This is a genomic window from Psychrobacter sp. 1176_08, assembly GCF_052850615.1.
Window position 1 is genome coordinate 350,292 of the sequence record NZ_VXCU01000003.1, and the last position, 15,019, is coordinate 365,310.

Annotated in this window: 14 protein-coding genes; 10 read left to right on the top strand and 4 right to left on the bottom strand. The window is 42.1% G+C overall.

Going from position 1 to position 15,019, the window contains the following annotated elements; translation table 11 throughout:
• The first annotated feature begins 49 nt into the window (after nucleotides 1–49).
• From FW759_RS05860 to FW759_RS05905, 10 genes are all read left to right on the top strand, one after another.
• On the top strand, nucleotides 50–856 hold the full coding sequence (locus FW759_RS05860) for a sulfite exporter TauE/SafE family protein (protein WP_443508278.1): 807 nt from the start codon (nucleotides 50–52) through the stop codon (nucleotides 854–856).
• A gap of 623 nt (nucleotides 857–1,479) precedes the next feature.
• Complete coding sequence (locus FW759_RS05865) at nucleotides 1,480–2,526, top strand: histone deacetylase family protein (RefSeq protein WP_446442418.1); 1,047 nt, start codon at nucleotides 1,480–1,482, stop codon at nucleotides 2,524–2,526.
• A 96-nt stretch (nucleotides 2,527–2,622) separates the two neighbouring features.
• Entirely contained in the window at nucleotides 2,623–3,714 is a 1,092-nt protein-coding gene (locus tag FW759_RS05870; RefSeq protein ID WP_443508276.1) for a YkvI family membrane protein, read from the top strand.
• A 32-nt stretch (nucleotides 3,715–3,746) separates the two neighbouring features.
• On the top strand, nucleotides 3,747–4,997 hold the full coding sequence (locus FW759_RS05875) for an NAD(P)/FAD-dependent oxidoreductase (protein ID WP_443508275.1): 1,251 nt from the start codon (nucleotides 3,747–3,749) through the stop codon (nucleotides 4,995–4,997).
• Nucleotides 4,998–5,061: 64 nt separating this feature from the next.
• Nucleotides 5,062–5,400, top strand: coding sequence for a RidA family protein (locus tag FW759_RS05880; RefSeq protein WP_443508274.1), 339 nt, complete (start codon nucleotides 5,062–5,064; stop codon nucleotides 5,398–5,400).
• Between the two features lie 78 nt (nucleotides 5,401–5,478).
• Nucleotides 5,479–7,146 (top strand): thiamine pyrophosphate-dependent enzyme, encoded by a 1,668-nt coding sequence (locus FW759_RS05885; RefSeq protein ID WP_446442419.1) that lies wholly within the window; start codon nucleotides 5,479–5,481, stop codon nucleotides 7,144–7,146.
• A 54-nt stretch (nucleotides 7,147–7,200) separates the two neighbouring features.
• Complete coding sequence (locus FW759_RS05890; protein ID WP_446442420.1) at nucleotides 7,201–8,562, top strand: NAD-dependent succinate-semialdehyde dehydrogenase; 1,362 nt, start codon at nucleotides 7,201–7,203, stop codon at nucleotides 8,560–8,562.
• Between the two features lie 165 nt (nucleotides 8,563–8,727).
• Nucleotides 8,728–9,651: a LysR family transcriptional regulator gene (locus tag FW759_RS05895; protein WP_446442421.1), complete on the top strand. Its 924-nt coding sequence runs from the start codon at nucleotides 8,728–8,730 to the stop codon at nucleotides 9,649–9,651.
• A 118-nt stretch (nucleotides 9,652–9,769) separates the two neighbouring features.
• Nucleotides 9,770–10,426 carry a glutathione S-transferase gene (locus FW759_RS05900; RefSeq protein WP_446442422.1) on the top strand — a complete coding sequence of 219 codons (657 nt, stop codon included), beginning with the start codon at nucleotides 9,770–9,772 and terminating at the stop codon, nucleotides 10,424–10,426.
• Between the two features lie 210 nt (nucleotides 10,427–10,636).
• Nucleotides 10,637–11,368: a DarT1-associated NADAR antitoxin family protein gene (locus FW759_RS05905; protein ID WP_416231976.1), complete on the top strand. Its 732-nt coding sequence runs from the start codon at nucleotides 10,637–10,639 to the stop codon at nucleotides 11,366–11,368.
• A 226-nt stretch (nucleotides 11,369–11,594) separates the two neighbouring features.
• On the opposite strand, the gene FW759_RS05910 is transcribed toward FW759_RS05905, so the two are convergent.
• From FW759_RS05910 to FW759_RS05925, 4 genes are all read right to left on the bottom strand, one after another.
• Nucleotides 11,595–12,266: a glycosyltransferase gene (locus tag FW759_RS05910; protein WP_446442438.1), complete on the bottom strand. Its 672-nt coding sequence runs from the start codon at nucleotides 12,264–12,266 to the stop codon at nucleotides 11,595–11,597.
• Nucleotides 12,267–12,328: 62 nt separating this feature from the next.
• Complete coding sequence (locus FW759_RS05915; protein WP_446442423.1) at nucleotides 12,329–13,099, bottom strand: class I SAM-dependent DNA methyltransferase; 771 nt, start codon at nucleotides 13,097–13,099, stop codon at nucleotides 12,329–12,331.
• Nucleotides 13,083–13,982, bottom strand: coding sequence for a PIG-L deacetylase family protein (locus FW759_RS05920; RefSeq protein WP_446442424.1), 900 nt, complete (start codon nucleotides 13,980–13,982; stop codon nucleotides 13,083–13,085). Before FW759_RS05920 ends, FW759_RS05915 begins: the two co-directional genes overlap by 17 nt.
• Nucleotides 13,970–14,992: an acyl-CoA dehydrogenase gene (locus tag FW759_RS05925; protein WP_446442439.1), complete on the bottom strand. Its 1,023-nt coding sequence runs from the start codon at nucleotides 14,990–14,992 to the stop codon at nucleotides 13,970–13,972. The genes FW759_RS05920 and FW759_RS05925 overlap by 13 nt, the downstream gene beginning before the upstream one ends.
• Nucleotides 14,993–15,019: the final 27 nt, after the last annotated feature.

Sequence of the window (15,019 nt, forward strand, 5' to 3'; positions counted from 1 at the left end):
CGGTTAAAGATAAGCACCACCAAAGATGAGTAAATAAAAGGCAGGTCCGATGTTGTTATATGTGTGGTTTGTTATTGCAGGAGCATTTGCCGGCGTTTGTGCAGGTTTGTTCGGAGTGGGTGGTGGCATGGTTATCGTGCCCGTCTTGGTATGGATTTTTACTTCTTATCAGTTTTCGCCTGAGGTGGTGACTCACCTAGCGGTTGGGACGTCTCTTGCCACTATCGTTGTGACCTCGATCAGCTCTTTAACAGCCCACAATAAACGTGGCGGTGTACGCTGGGATATCTGGCGTAATATGGCTTTAGGCTTGGTTATCGGTAGCCTTGTGGGTGCGGGTGTCGCTGATGCTATTGATGGTGACTCTTTACAAGCCATCATTGGTGTTGGCGCCTTACTGATTGCCCTAAAAATGCTCTTCTTTTCAAACAAAGAGCAGCCAAAAAAACCTTTGACGCCGCCAAGTGTTCAGTTTGGTGCAGGTACGGGTATTGGTTTGGCTTCGTCTATTTTTGGTATTGGCGGTGGTAGCTTAACAGTTCCGTTCTTGAATTGGGCGGGCTTGTCCATGAAGCAGTCGGTAGGGACGGCCGCCGCGTGTGGTTTACCGATAGCTTTGGCTGGCGCAGCAGGCTTTGCGTGGTTTGGTAAAGACATGACCAATCTGCCTGAGGGGACGATTGGTTTTGTGCATATCAGTGGTTTTTTCTGTATTTCTGTCGCTAGCTTTATCACAGCAAAAATTGGTGCTAAGCTTGCCCATCAACTGCCTGCACTGATGCTGAAACGTGCTTTTGGCATCTTGCTCGTATTTGCGGGTAGTCAATTGTTATTAAGTGGTTTAGGCGTTTTTTAATATTTTGATATGATCTGATTATTCACAAAGCCCTTTCATTCATGCGAATGCAAGGGCTTTGCTGTGTTTATAACATTTGTTTTTAAAACTTATTCACTCTGTATTGAAAAATCTTATCTTAATACGCGCCATTTCTATACGGCTTGCCGCTATCTGAATCAGTCATCAGTTTTTGGCTAGCTTGTATTTTTGAGCACCATATTTCATAGGCCAGCCCATTTGTTATAGAACCTATTTCCTTTACTTCTCTCATTTTCTTGATTATGCAGTTCTCATTACCGCTCTCTTAAATCTCGATTCATTTATTGTGCCTACTTATTTAGAAGACTGTCCGCTCAGTTGAGATTTTCAATATTGAGCTTTTTGACGACATAACTTTTTAGGTATTAGCTGTACTTATAGGTACTATTATTTTATATCGTTTGACTGTATCTATTGCGCCTAATATATTAAATGAAGACTAAAAATACGGCATATAGATTAAAAATCATTTTTTAATCTATGTTTTTATTAATATTTTTAATATGAATTTTGAGTATGACGAGTCATAGTTTGAATCAGATAATAAATATTGACCCAGACAAGTAAAAACGAAATAAGTCACGAACAAAGGAATGTATAGCATGAAAGTATATAGCCACGAAAAGCAAATGCTTCATCATCCACAAAGCTATTTTTCTCGAGGAAAAATGCGTCAACCACAAGAGAAACCTGAGCGTTTAACTGAGCTCTTAAAAGCACCACAAGCATTAGGTTTAACAGTTATCACTCCAAAAGATATAGGGATTGAGCCAATTTTAGCGGTACATGATTTGGGATATGTAGATTTTTTAAAGAACGCCTATAGTGAGTGGATGGCTGTCGATGAAGAAATGGGCGAGGAAGTTCAGACAACCATTTACATGCCAAATAATAATGCTGGTATAGGCATTTTGGCAAAAGCCGCTAAGTATCAAGCGGATGGTAGTGCCCCTATTGGTGAACACTCATGGACGTCTATTTACTGGTCTGCTCAAACGGCACTAAATGCAGCCGATGCTTTATTAAACGATGAGGCCAGTCAAAAGTCTAATCAAGATAATATACAAGTATGCTTGACCAGACCCGCTGGTCATCATGCTCGTAAAAACGCTGCTGGTGGTTTTTGCTACTTAAACAATGCGGCCATTATTGCTGAGCATCTTCGTCAGAAGTTTCAAAAAATCGCTATTATCGATACGGATATGCATCATGGTCAGGGTATTCAAGAAATATTCTACGACCGCAAAGACGTGTTATATACCTCTGTCCATGGCAGTCCTATCAATTTTTATCCAGTAGTTGCCGGTCATGAACACGAGAGAGGTAATGGCGAAGGCGAAGGCTATAACATCAACATTCCGATGCCGCACGGTACAGATGAAGCCGGCTTTTTTTATTATGTTGATCAATCAATCGACACCTTAAAACTGTTTAATCCCGATGTCATCGTCCATGTTTTAGGATTTGATGTATATAAAGATGATCCACAGGCCAAATGTCAGGTCAGTACACAAGGGTTTAAAACCTTAGCACAGAAAATTAAAGCGTTAAACAAACCTGTGATTGTTTTGGTTGAAGGGGGATATTGCATAGAAAAGCTCAATGAAAACCTACAGGCTTTTTTGTCTGGGTTCATCGAAGAGAAATAATAGTTATTAATGAGAAATAAATGTTTAAGCGTTACCTAAGTAAAGGATTTATTTAGATTATTGTTCGATTAACTCATAACAATAAGGATGTTTAAAATGAGCGTTTCAATTATAAAAGCGATTAGTTATGCCGGTGTGTACGTCGGCGCGGTCATTGGTGCAGGCTATGCCAGTGGGCAAGAGGTGCTGCAATTCTTTGCAGGTTACGGTTTTATAGGCATGTTGGGTGCTGTGATTACTATGATCATGCTGGCATGGTATGGCACGGTGTTTATGGAATTGGGTCATCAGCTTAAAACCAATAGTCACCGTGTGGTTCTCAACTACTTATGTGGTAAAAAAATAGGTTTTTTCGCCGATTATATCCTTCTGTTTTTTATGTTTGGGGTGATTAGTATCATGTTCTCAGGTGGCGGGGCAGCTATCGAACAATACTGGGGTTTACCGTCCGTTGCTGGCAAGATAATTATTGCCCTAATGACATTATCCACTGTGATTTTCGGCTTTACCTCTTCTGTTAGGGCGTTAGGAATCATATCTCCCTTAATGATTTTGGCCGTTGTTGTCATCTCTGTCATTACCTTCACTACGTATTCTGATCAATTGGCTACGGTAGATGCCACTATTCAAACGCTTCAGCCTGATACCGCCACGCCTTTTTGGTGGACGTCAGCGATCGTTTATGTTTCCTATAATGTCATTCCAGGAGTATCTACTTTTGCATCCATTGGTAACAAAGAACCAAATCTAAAAACAGTTAGAATGGCCGGTGTTATCGGTGGTATGACATTGGGTATTTGTTTGTTATTCATTATTATGGCGCTCCTATCGAACCTTGAAAACGTCATGAGTTATGAGCTGCCATTTTTGGAGATAGCGCGCGGTATTGGTCCAACGACAGGACTATTATTTAGTGTCGTTCTTGTTGTTGCTGTATTTACGACAGCGGTATCTAACCTTTATGGTTTCGTTATTCGCTTCTTTGACTCTGATACAGAAACCTCAAAGTTTCGTATCTTGACCGTGGTCGTCGTGGTGCTGTCTTTACTTGCTTCACTATTTCCATTCAGCACATTGGTCGGCACCTTGTATCCAGCTCTCGGTATTCTCGGTATGTATGTACTGCTCTGCGCGCTATATAAGACGTTTAAAGGTCAAATATTTATGGATGAACGACCAAAGCTATGACAAAAAGCACAGCAGAAACAAGGGAGTACTGTATGCGATATGAAGTGATTGTTATAGGTGCTGGCATGGTAGGGACATCTATTGCTTGGCACCTCCAAAAAAACGATGCTGAAGTTTTGTTATTGGATAAAAAGCTGCCGGGGTCAGAGACATCGTATGGTAATGCCGGATTGATTCAGCGAGAAGCCATTCACGTCCATCCTTTTCCAAGGCATCTTGCAGAATTGATCAGAGTATTGCCCAATCAGAATACGGATATACGCTACCGTTGGCCTGCTGTCATCCGCTACCATCAGGCATTATTAAAGTATTGGCAGTTTTCCGCGCCATCTGCTGTTCAGCAAATAGAAAAAGAGTGGAAAACTCTGATTAAGCATTGTACGAGCGAACATCAAGAGATGATTACGGCAGCGGGTGCTGAAGATTTGATTAGACGGGATGGTTGGATTGAGATGCATCGATCTAAAGACAAGCTTGAGACAGCCATTGCAAACGCAAAAAACTCATTAGAACAGGGTGTTGAGCACGAGGTCTTAACCATTGAGGCCTTAAAACGACTAGAGCCGAACGGTAATTTTGATGGCTTTATCGGTGCCATTCATTGGTCTAATTCTTGGCAAGTATCAAACCCTAGTGCGTTGGTCAAAGCTTATGCAAAAAGCTTTCAAAGCATGAATGGGTCAATAGGTGAGTCTACGGTTAATGAAATACGACCAGATGGTGATGGCTGGCAAGTGATGACTGATCATGAGACTTTTTATAGTGATGATGTGGTGATTGCAGCAGGCCCTTGGTCTAACCAATTGATAAAGCCGTTGGGATATGATTTACCTTTATTTCCTATGCGCGGCTATCATCAGCATTTTAAGACGACGCCACAAAACACGATCAATCACAGTCTGGTAGATATGGATAAAGGCTTTGTCATGGGGCCCATGCAGCAGGGTATTCGCGTCACGACTGGCGCTGAAATGACGACCATGGACGCACCGAAAGATCTGGGACAATTGAATGCAGTATTACACTTTGCAAAAGAAGTGTTACCACTTAGTGATGCCGTAGAGAACGAAGCATGGGCGGGCTCACGACCATGCATGCCTGATATGAAGCCTGTAATTAGCGCCGCTGGTAATCATAATCACTTATGGTTTGCCTTTGGTCATGGTCATCAGGGCTTTACCTTAGGACCGATCACTGGGCGTATCGTTGAGGAATTGATTCATAATAAACCGCTAACGGTCGCTATAGAACCTTTTAGTGCGCAACGGTTTTCTAACGCTTAATAAAAGTATTTTAACGAGTTAATCTTAAATTTCATTATTTTTAACATCATAAGGATAAATCAACATGAAAAAACTTCATAGTAATCAACGCATGAGCCAAATCGTCATTCACAATCAAACCATTTATTTATCAGGTCAAGTTGGCGGCATTAACGAAGATGTGGCTGCTCAAACATTAACATGTTTGGATAAAATCGAAAAGCTGTTGGAAGAAGTGGGCAGTAATAAATCAAAAATTCTGAGCGCAACTGTTTGGCTAAAAAGCATGGAAGATTTTGCGGCGATGAATACAGTGTGGGATCAGTGGTTTGATGATACCCAGCCACCCGCTAGAGCATGCGGTGAGTCAGTATTGGCGCACCCTGATTTGTTAGTAGAAGTGACCGTCATTGCTGCTGAATAAAATCGCTACTGATTCATAGATTAATATGCTAAGACGACAGCATCATTCTACTTAAAAAAATAAATTGAGGAAATAATAATGAGCAATACAATCCATGGTGGTCAAGCAATCGTAGACAGTCTTCAGTTACATGGAGTTAGTCGCACCTATGTCGTTCCTGGTGAGAGCTATCTCTCGGTATTAGATGGATTGTATAACGCTGATATCCAAACAATCGTATGCCGACATGAAGCAGCTTGTACTTATATGGCAGATGCCCATGGTAAATTTACGGGTGAGCCTGGCATCGCCATGGTGACTCGCGGGCCGGGTGCGGCACAAGCTTATACTGGTATCCATACGGCATGGCAGGATGGTGTGCCGCTGATATTATTTGTGGGACTTATTCCTGTCGCAGACAGAAACCGCGAGTCATTCCAAGAGTTTGATCCTAATCAGTGGTTCTCCAGCCAATGTAAGCGTGTATTGATATTAGATGAAGTTTCAAGAGCGTCTGAGATTGTGGCAAAAGCCTTTCATGCTGCGTTAGAAGGAAGACCAGGCCCTGTCGTTGTGGGACTGCCTGAAGATATTATTCAGCAGGAGTTCCACGGGCAACTACATCCAGTAATCCCTGTTGCTAAAGGCTGTGTTGCTGATGATAAGCTTGCCGTTATAGTAGAAGCTCTATCTAACGCTGACAAGCCATTGATTTTTGCAGGAGGACAGAATTGGACGACCAAAGCTTCTAAGCAGTTGACGCAGTTTGCAGAGGACAATCAAATACCAGTCATTCATGATTGGCGCGCCTCAGACAGAGTGGCTTTTGATTCTCCTGCGCATGCCGGTTATCTAGGTTACGGGCGCTCAGATGATTGCGCCGCATTGATTGAAACGGCTGATGTAGTGCTAACGATAGGTACTGTATTAGGGGATGTTTCTAGTGATGGTTATAAATTACGCCAATCCTTTGATAAGCCTAATTATATTGTGAATTTAGACACCAGTTTGCGCGGTCACAGTGGTTCGGTGACTGAGCATATCGTCGCCAGCCCTATCAGCTTTATTGAAGCGATAAGTAAAGCGCCGCTGGCACGTTCAGCGTCTCGTGAGACTTGGTTTAAGTATTGTCATGAGCAGCAAAGAAACGATTGTGCTTTTCCAGAAACACTCGTAGGAGCTGACAGCGCCGAGCAAACAAACCCTGGTCAGACATATGCCAGCATGACGCAAGTAATTAAAGCATTGACTGAGCAGTTGCCTGACGATGCTGTCTATAGTTTTGGCGCAGGTAATCATTGTTTATGGGCACAGCGTTACTTGCCTACAAACATCTTTCCAAGTCAGCTTAGCACCAGAAACGGTGCGATGGGTTATAGCCTGCCTGCGGGAATTGCAGCTGCATTAGAGTCCCCTGAGCGCCTATCGATAGTGGTCACAGGTGATGGCGAGTTTATGATGAATGAGGCGGAGCTATCCACATCCATTCGCTATAATGCGCCTGTTCTAATTGTTTTGATGGACAATCAGCAGTTCGGTACTATCCGTCAGCATCAAGAAGCCCATTATCCAGATCGGGTGTCAGGCACTCAGTTGCAGAATCCAGATTTTGCAGCGCTGACCAATGCTTTTGGTGGCCATGGCATACGACTGAATAGGAATCACGATATTGAAGCCCGTGTAACCGAGGCGCTGCAAGTCGTCATAGAAGAGCGCAAGACCGTATTGCTGCACGTTATTACTGATCCTGATGAGTTAACACCCTAGTTGTTCATCTAGTTAGAATACTATGCTAATAATTATTTATGACAAGGAAGTCTTATGACAAGTTATCAAGTAACGAATCCAGCCACTGGTGAGATAGAAGAGCAATATGCCAATCATTCTGATGATGACGTACAAGCTATTATTACCGAATCACATGACGCCTATCAGCTATGGCGTAAAAGTGATATGAATGAGCGTGCACAAATACTGAATAATATTGCTGATCTGTATGACAAGCAACGGGAAAATCTAGCAAAAATTATGGCACATGAAATGGGAAAACCTATCTCTCAAGGTGAAGGAGAACTAGGATTGGTCAGCGAAATATTCCGCTATTATGCCAAATATGGTGAACAGTTTTTGACGACTGTAGATTTGCCTAATACCAAGAATGCCATAGTAAAAAAAGAGCCTATTGGCGTATTGCTGGGAATTATGCCATGGAATTATCCTCACTATCAGGTGGCACGTTTTATTGCGCCAAATCTAATGCTAGGTAATACCATACTATTAAAACATGCGCCCTCATGTCCGAAGACGGCCTTGGCCATTACTGATATATTGTCACAAGCGGGCTTACCCAGTGGTGTTTATAACAATATTTTTGTGACGAATGACCAAGTCAAATCCATTATTGATAATAAACACATTCAAGGGGTTTCTTTGACAGGGTCAGAGCGGGCAGGTGCGGCTGTTGCGCAGATAGCGGGTGCTGCGCTAAAAAAAGTAGTGCTTGAACTGGGTGGCTCAGACCCGTTTATCGTCTTAAAAGATGCAGACATTGATCAAGCGGTAACATGTGCGTTTATTGGTAGATTTGGTAATGCGGGTCAAGCTTGTAATGCAGCAAAACGTATGATTGTAGACGCAGATATTTATGATGAGTTTGTAGAAAAATTGGCATATAAAATTGAGTCATTACAGCCTAATGATCCTTTAAGTCGAGAGACTTTCTTAGGACCATTATCTTCTATTCAAGCGCTAGAGACTATTCAGGCACAGTATGACAATGCAGTCAATCAGGGTGCTACAGTTTTGGTGGCTGGTGGAAAAATAACAAAATCAGGTGCATGGTTTAAACCAGCATTATTGGCTGATATTACGCCAAGTATGCAAGCTTATCACGATGAGCTGTTTGGCCCTGTGGCTGTAGTATACAAAGCATCTGATAATGAAGAGATGATTAGACTTGCTAATGATACATCATTTGGTCTAGGAGCCTGTATTCATACAAAAGATATGATAAGTGGTCAAGCGATGGCTGAGCTGTTGGATGTTGGTATGGTGGCTTTCAATCAGGCACCAGGAACAGCAGCTGAGATGCCCTTTGGCGGTGTTAAGCGCTCAGGTTTTGGCCGTGAGCTTGGTCCTTATGGCATGAATGAGTTCGTAAACTTTAAATTATATAATAAATAAGTATTTATATAGCTCCATTATATATCACTATATTGTATTATTAGTTGAGGGTATCGATGGAAGGTGTTTCAATTACTTCTATGTTTAATAAGTGCTAAGTGTTTTTAGGACACTTTTCATATCGATTGTTGATTAATACATCTAAATATAAGTGCTTAGACTATCATGGCGCAACAAAAATTAGCGAATAGCTTAAACTGGACATTACTGCATGTATTAATTGCTATATGTGAAGAGGGAAGTATTAGTGCGGCGGCGGATCGTCTCAATATCACCCAATCAGCCGTCAGCCAAAATCTTAAAAAGCTTGAAGAGCAACTCGATAGCCAGCTTATTATTCGTAATACCAAGCCATTAGAGCTCACACCAATCGGTCGCTATTGTTTGCAAGTCGCTCAGATGATTTTCACAGAGATTACTTCTATTGAAGCGATGAAGGGCACTAACTTACATCTCTTGGAAGGTAATATTAAATTGTTGGTTGCTAGTCGACTGCACAATCCAAAATATAATGATTTTTTAGTCTATTTCAAAAAAAAATATCCAAATATCACGTTGGATTTGACAGTCAAATCCAGCATGGATATTTTAAATGATTTAAAGCAAAAAAATCCTGCTATTGGCATCTGTTTGGCGAGGCACACATCCGATACGCTCAATCAAAAGCTGCTCTTTAATCAACGCTATTACCTATATTGTGGATATCACCACCCTTTATTCTCAGTGAAAGAATTAGATTTTACTAGTCTTCTAAAAGAAAGTTTTATTGTATTTAATAGTGAAGCGATTGGTGATGTTCTTTCACCGATAACGGTATTTAAAGCCGCTCATGATTTTACAGGTCGCGTCAGTGCCTATACCAATAATTTAGATGAGTTGGTTCGGCTGATTTATACTGGATATGGTATAGGCGCTCTGCCAGATCAGTTTGTTGCTGCGACTCATCTAGAATCGAAACTTAGACGATTGCCTCCGAAAGATGGAATTGCTGATGTGCCGGTATATATTTTTTGGCATAAGTATCGCGCCTTGTCCGCTATCGAAGCCAAATTTATTGAAGAAATTTTAGCATTCGATATTTCTCTTTAGCGGCTCTGCTTTATCGCTTTTGAAATGAATCCCTATACATTTAGCAACTGTTGCCATTTTGAATAGGACGCGATTAGTAGTAAGATAGCGCCTTTCATTTTCAATTTAAGTGGTTACTATGACTGCTTCACTTCATCGCCTATACTCATTCCGCCGCTGTCCTTATGCCATGCGCGCTCGTCTCGGCCTTTTGTTTGCAGGCATGTCTGTCGAGCTACGCGAAATCGTTTTAAAAAACAAACCACCTCAAATGCTGGCGATTAGTCCAAAAGGTACAGTACCTGTCTTACAACTAACAAATAAAACTGTAATTGAAGAAAGTCAAGAAATCATGGTGTGGGCGCTTGAGCAGAGTGATCCACAGGGACTATTGGATAAAGGTATCTTGTCTCAAGCCAATGCGTTGATTGCGCAAAATGACAATGAATTTAAGCATTGGCTGGATCGTTATAAATATGCTGATCGTCATCCTGAGATGACCCAAACTGAATATCGGGAGCAAGGGGAGGTCTTCTTACAGATTTTAGAGAATCTACTGACCAAAAATCGCTACCTATTAGGTGATAGCGTAACCATTGCTGATATCGGCATCATGCCTTTTGTGCGCCAATTTGCCCATGTAGATCGCGATACTTTTTATAGTCTACCGTATCCAAAATTACAGCAGTGGCTACAAAACTGGTTAGCGCATCCATTATTTTTGCAAGCCATGGTCAAGTTGAAACCGTGGCAGGAAGAAGATGAGACTGTGGTTTTTCCTGCCAAAACTGAGTGATGGTGCTGAGATAATGAGCATATTTGATACAAGTATGAGCATGAAAAGACGTTATTTGATGGCATTATTCAGAAATATACAGTAGCATTCACCAGCATCTAATAAGGGCAGTGGCAATAGAGCGTCGCGATATAGAGATATAAAATACAGTGAAGCAAACCTGTTAAAAAAGAATATTTATGTAAGACCGTTGATATAAGGCACATGGTTATGGAACAAAGACAGAACCCTATCGAACAAAGAAAAAATCCCGTAGAGCTCAAACCCGTATTTATGCCTCGCGTCAACAGTGACAATCTGGTAAAAACGGACATGGTCAGGGTCGAGCGGCATGTAGGGTTCGCAAGTAGACAAAAGAAAAAAACTATCAATGACTTGCATCAAGTTATCCGTAAGAAATACGGCTTTAATAATGTCTTAGAGATGTCCAGTAAATCAGGCAATAAGCTGAGTTTTTTGCTTAGTCCACTGAGCTTAAAACTTACAAATGATGATGGTAGTCAGTATAGTGTCGAAAATGCCTTTCAAAGTAGTATGATTTTTGAGGATGGTGGCCCTTATACTGATTTGCTAAGTGCGCCGCCAAGACAAGCCAGAAGGGATGAGCGCTTAATGACCTCAGGTGAACTGATTGGCTATAACTATTTTGGTATGGAATGGAGTGTCGAGCCACTGACCACGTTTTATGATTGGCTGTATGTGAATGCCCTAAAACAAAATACTCAGCTGCATGAAGAAGTAATGCAGTATCAGGCTTTTACAGATCTTGAGTTTAATCCTAAGAAAAAGATTCACTGCGCCGCTTATGCACTAGCCATGTTTGTGGCACTTAAAAAACGAGAGTTGCTCGATAATGTTGAAGACCCAATGGCATTTTTTGACTTATATAGTGAGTTTAAAGTCAGTAATACCGAGAAGCTGCTGGAGGCAGGTTGGGTCTGATACTAGTTATAAATAAATACCAGGCCAGTTATAAAAATTTGAGTGAGTCAAAAGCTACCGTTATGTATCGTAGCTTTTACGTTCATTTATGTGGCTATTTTCAATAAGGTTTAGGCACTACCTGAAGAGTAACGATAGAACGTTTTGGTTTGTATAAAAGGCGATTTTCTCAGCTCTATCTATATTTTTGATAAGTCAGTTTTGCTGTATATCTAATACGAGTACTCTATAAATTGTCTTTCTCTAGATTTGCCAAAAATGCTGCAAAGCCTTCATTTGCTCGAGCATCTAGACGACTGCTGGTAATCACACGGACACGATTGCTCCAAGTAATGGCATAACCTTGATCTTCGAATATTTTGACCAAATCTACATCTTCATGACAGGGTAGAGGCGCAAAGCCGCCAACAGCAAGATAGGATTTGCTGCTAAAACTTAAATTCGCCCCATGAATGTGACGATGTCCCATCATATCTTGATAATGCGCGATATAAGCTTCTTGTGTTTGTGGCGTCAAATGTGCCCAGTTATCAACACTTACCACGCCGCAAATCATATCAGTAGACTGCTGCTCAATATGACTGACTTGCTGCACCAACCAATCTGTCGTCACGATTGAATCCGCATCTGTACAGGCTATCCAAGTTGCGCCATTTTCAATAACATGGCGAATACCTATATCTCGTACTCGTCCCACACAGTGATAATCACACTCTATATAATCCACACCTGCATTTTTGACTAACGCCAACGTCTCGTCGGTACAGCCATCAAGCACCACGAGCGGATATGCCAAGATAGTTGAGGGCAGTTGAGTAATGGCTTTGTGAATGGACTTTAGGCAAGCGCTAATAGTCATCGCTTCGTTATGAGCGGGAATCACAATACCAATTTTCATTTCAGCCATGTCGCTATTTTCCATAGTGGCGTCTCCTTCGCATTGTCTTACTCTCACACTTGTTATATCAAGTTTTCTTGCATGGCGACCGATTTTGGAGAGTTTTGCCAAACATCTAGTAAAAAGTCAGTATCTACCAGCTTGCTTTGATGCGAAAAACCTACTTGTTGTTTCCTCTCGTTGAATGCCTTATTACTGGATACAGTATTGGTTAAATCAAACGCTTGATATAAGCGTTGGTGTACCGTCTCACCTGTCATCTCAAACCCATCAATGAGATAACGCCAATGACAGCAGAGTAACGTGCCGCCGATAGCAAGATTTTGCTGAATCCAAGTAATAACTGTATCAATATCAGCGGGCGATAAATAATATAAAATCTCGCTAATGACAATCAAATCAAAGGGCGATTGGTGGGTAGGTGAATAGTCTGCTAAAGGATAAGCGTCGAGTAATATATTGCTTAGGGTCGATAAAGTATGAGGAATCACGCCTTGTACGACCCTTACATGAGAGGAATTGGCTAAGCGCTGTTTGGCAAGTGTCACCGCCTGCTGATTGCCATCTATACTCACCAACGCCTGACAACGGTGGGCCAGTAACTCACTAAACACACCATTGCCGCAGCCCAATTCAATCGCATTGCCATATTGATTTTGAGGCAATACTGCAAGACACATATCACGCTTGCGTTTTTCATACCAGCGCGTCTGATATTCCCACGGGTCAGTGTTGTCACTGTATAACGCATCAAAATAGGTCTGTGAATAAGTATCAGAGTGAGCGATAGCAGGAGTATCATCTGCTATTATAGATTTAGAGATATGGTTCATATAAATAAACCTCCCAGCGTTGGCTAATTCTGGCGATGGTTTGAGCCGATAAAATAGGCGGATTGCCTGTACTTTCATCAGCGGTGATTTGGCTAGCAAAACAGTTAATCGCTTGCGCTTTACGCGCTAATTGCTCAGCTGTTAAGTCAAGTCTGACGGCAATGTGCCAAGGAATGCGCCTATCGTCAGGCTTTGCCCAATGCCATGCCCAAATGAGTGCTTGATAACAGTCTAGGTTATGCTGCTTGGCGAATGCAGCAACGACTTGTCCGGTTGCCTCGTGGTCAGGATGTCCATCATGAATGAAGGGTGCTACCAAGATATCTTCAGGCTGGATGATAGTATCCAGTTTTTTATTAAACTGCTCTTGCCGTGCAAACACATCACCGTCAGGCAAGTCTAGAAAAATCGATGTGACTTGTGAAGCCACACCCAATGCGTTTAAAGCCGCAAGGCTCTCTTGCGGGCGAATGATATCTAATGTTTGCGATGGATAAATTTGTGAGTCTGGGTGGCTTTGGGTACCGTTGGTCACATGGACAAGCAAGATAGAATTCCCGTTCGCTGCCAGTTGTTGCAGCATACCGCCGCAGCCCAAAATTTCATCATCAGGATGGGGCGCAAAGATACACACACGCTGATGCGGTAAAAAATTTTGTGCAATATTTAATCTAGGTAACGCGTGTAGTCCTTGCCAATTTTGCCAAGTATCTGGACTCGTACCAACACCTTCAATAACTCGATCACCGACAATTGGATGGTTTTGTTTAGCCGTGGCTGTACGATTGGCTATAGCGTCAGTACTGATCTTTGTATTGTTATCGCGAAATATTAAGTCAGACCATGAGGGGTTTTCTGACATATTGGTAGTCACAGTTGCCATATGTTTTCCTGCTCATTAATGGAGTGATTGTTTAAGTCAGTGGCTAACACACTCGACAGCTCCCCAATTCTTTGTAAATCAAACGCGCCATGACTTTGTCGAATAAAAACAGGCAAATCCGCTGATAGCCTTGCAAAATGAGCATTACGGCAAAAGGGCGCTGCGCCTAGCGCTTGTCCAACGGCTTGTCCAACATCGCGTGCCAGCTGCTCGACGTTTGCTCTTAACTGACGAATGGCAAGCTCGTGACTGCGAGTGGGTTGGCTGTCTATCAAGTGAGCAACATGATGAAAATACTGCTGCGTGACTGAAAGTGAGATGCTGATTTGTCCTAAATACATGGCTTTATAATCGTGTGGTTTTTGCTGATAGGCTTTTATTAAATAGCCAGCTATAGAAGTGGTTGCTCCATACCAGCAAGCCGCCACACCGGCCGCGCCATGCCAAAATCCTACACGTTCTAGATAGGCATTTGCCGCTCCGACATTACTGGCTGTTGCTTGATTGAAGTGTATGGTGGCCGTATCAGTCGCTTGCATTCCGACCGCATGCCATTCTCCATTATCAATCTCGATTCCCTCTTGTTGCATGGATACGACAAGCAGTTGTGATTGGCCACTCTCATCTCGATAAGTGATGAGTCCATGATCAACGATATTGGCACCCGAACACCAAGACTTTGTACCACTGATTTTACCTTGCTGATAACGTATGGGAACAGGATGACCTTCTGCCGCCCAAATCGCCCATAATCCTTGTGTTGATTCTCTATAACCCAATTCATGTAGGATGCTGAGGGCATCTACATGAGACTCAAACCATTTGGCAATCGTTAAATCAATGCCTGCCACGTAGGCCAAAATCTGCCAACGAATCAAAGTTTGTGAATGGTCACCACCAGCAGGATGAGGAATCTTGTCGCCATAAGTCACCAGTATATTTAAGATGTCATGGCGTAATTCATCTGTCATGACAAATGTGCTCAGGGTTTGATTATCTTGCGTAATCATCTCTTCTATAGCGGCTTTAATGCTTTG

Excerpts from the sequence above, each read along its gene's own strand:
- FW759_RS05895 (WP_446442421.1), top strand. The coding sequence starts at position 8,728 with ATGGCGCAACAAAAATTAGCGAATAGCTTAAACTGGACATTACTGCAT.
- FW759_RS05860 (WP_443508278.1), top strand. The coding sequence starts at position 50 with ATGTTGTTATATGTGTGGTTTGTTATTGCAGGAGCATTTGCCGGCGTT.
- FW759_RS05880 (WP_443508274.1), top strand. The coding sequence starts at position 5,062 with ATGAAAAAACTTCATAGTAATCAACGCATGAGCCAAATCGTCATTCAC.
- FW759_RS05890 (WP_446442420.1), top strand. The coding sequence starts at position 7,201 with ATGACAAGTTATCAAGTAACGAATCCAGCCACTGGTGAGATAGAAGAG.
- FW759_RS05870 (WP_443508276.1), top strand. The coding sequence starts at position 2,623 with ATGAGCGTTTCAATTATAAAAGCGATTAGTTATGCCGGTGTGTACGTC.
- FW759_RS05920 (WP_446442424.1), bottom strand. The coding sequence starts at position 13,982 with ATGGCAACTGTGACTACCAATATGTCAGAAAACCCCTCATGGTCTGAC.
- FW759_RS05865 (WP_446442418.1), top strand. The coding sequence starts at position 1,480 with ATGAAAGTATATAGCCACGAAAAGCAAATGCTTCATCATCCACAAAGC.
- FW759_RS05910 (WP_446442438.1), bottom strand. The coding sequence starts at position 12,266 with ATGAAAATTGGTATTGTGATTCCCGCTCATAACGAAGCGATGACTATT.
- FW759_RS05875 (WP_443508275.1), top strand. The coding sequence starts at position 3,747 with ATGCGATATGAAGTGATTGTTATAGGTGCTGGCATGGTAGGGACATCT.
- FW759_RS05905 (WP_416231976.1), top strand. The coding sequence starts at position 10,637 with ATGGAACAAAGACAGAACCCTATCGAACAAAGAAAAAATCCCGTAGAG.
- FW759_RS05925 (WP_446442439.1), bottom strand. The coding sequence starts at position 14,992 with ATGATTACGCAAGATAATCAAACCCTGAGCACATTTGTCATGACAGAT.
- FW759_RS05885 (WP_446442419.1), top strand. The coding sequence starts at position 5,479 with ATGAGCAATACAATCCATGGTGGTCAAGCAATCGTAGACAGTCTTCAG.
- FW759_RS05915 (WP_446442423.1), bottom strand. The coding sequence starts at position 13,099 with ATGAACCATATCTCTAAATCTATAATAGCAGATGATACTCCTGCTATC.
- FW759_RS05900 (WP_446442422.1), top strand. The coding sequence starts at position 9,770 with ATGACTGCTTCACTTCATCGCCTATACTCATTCCGCCGCTGTCCTTAT.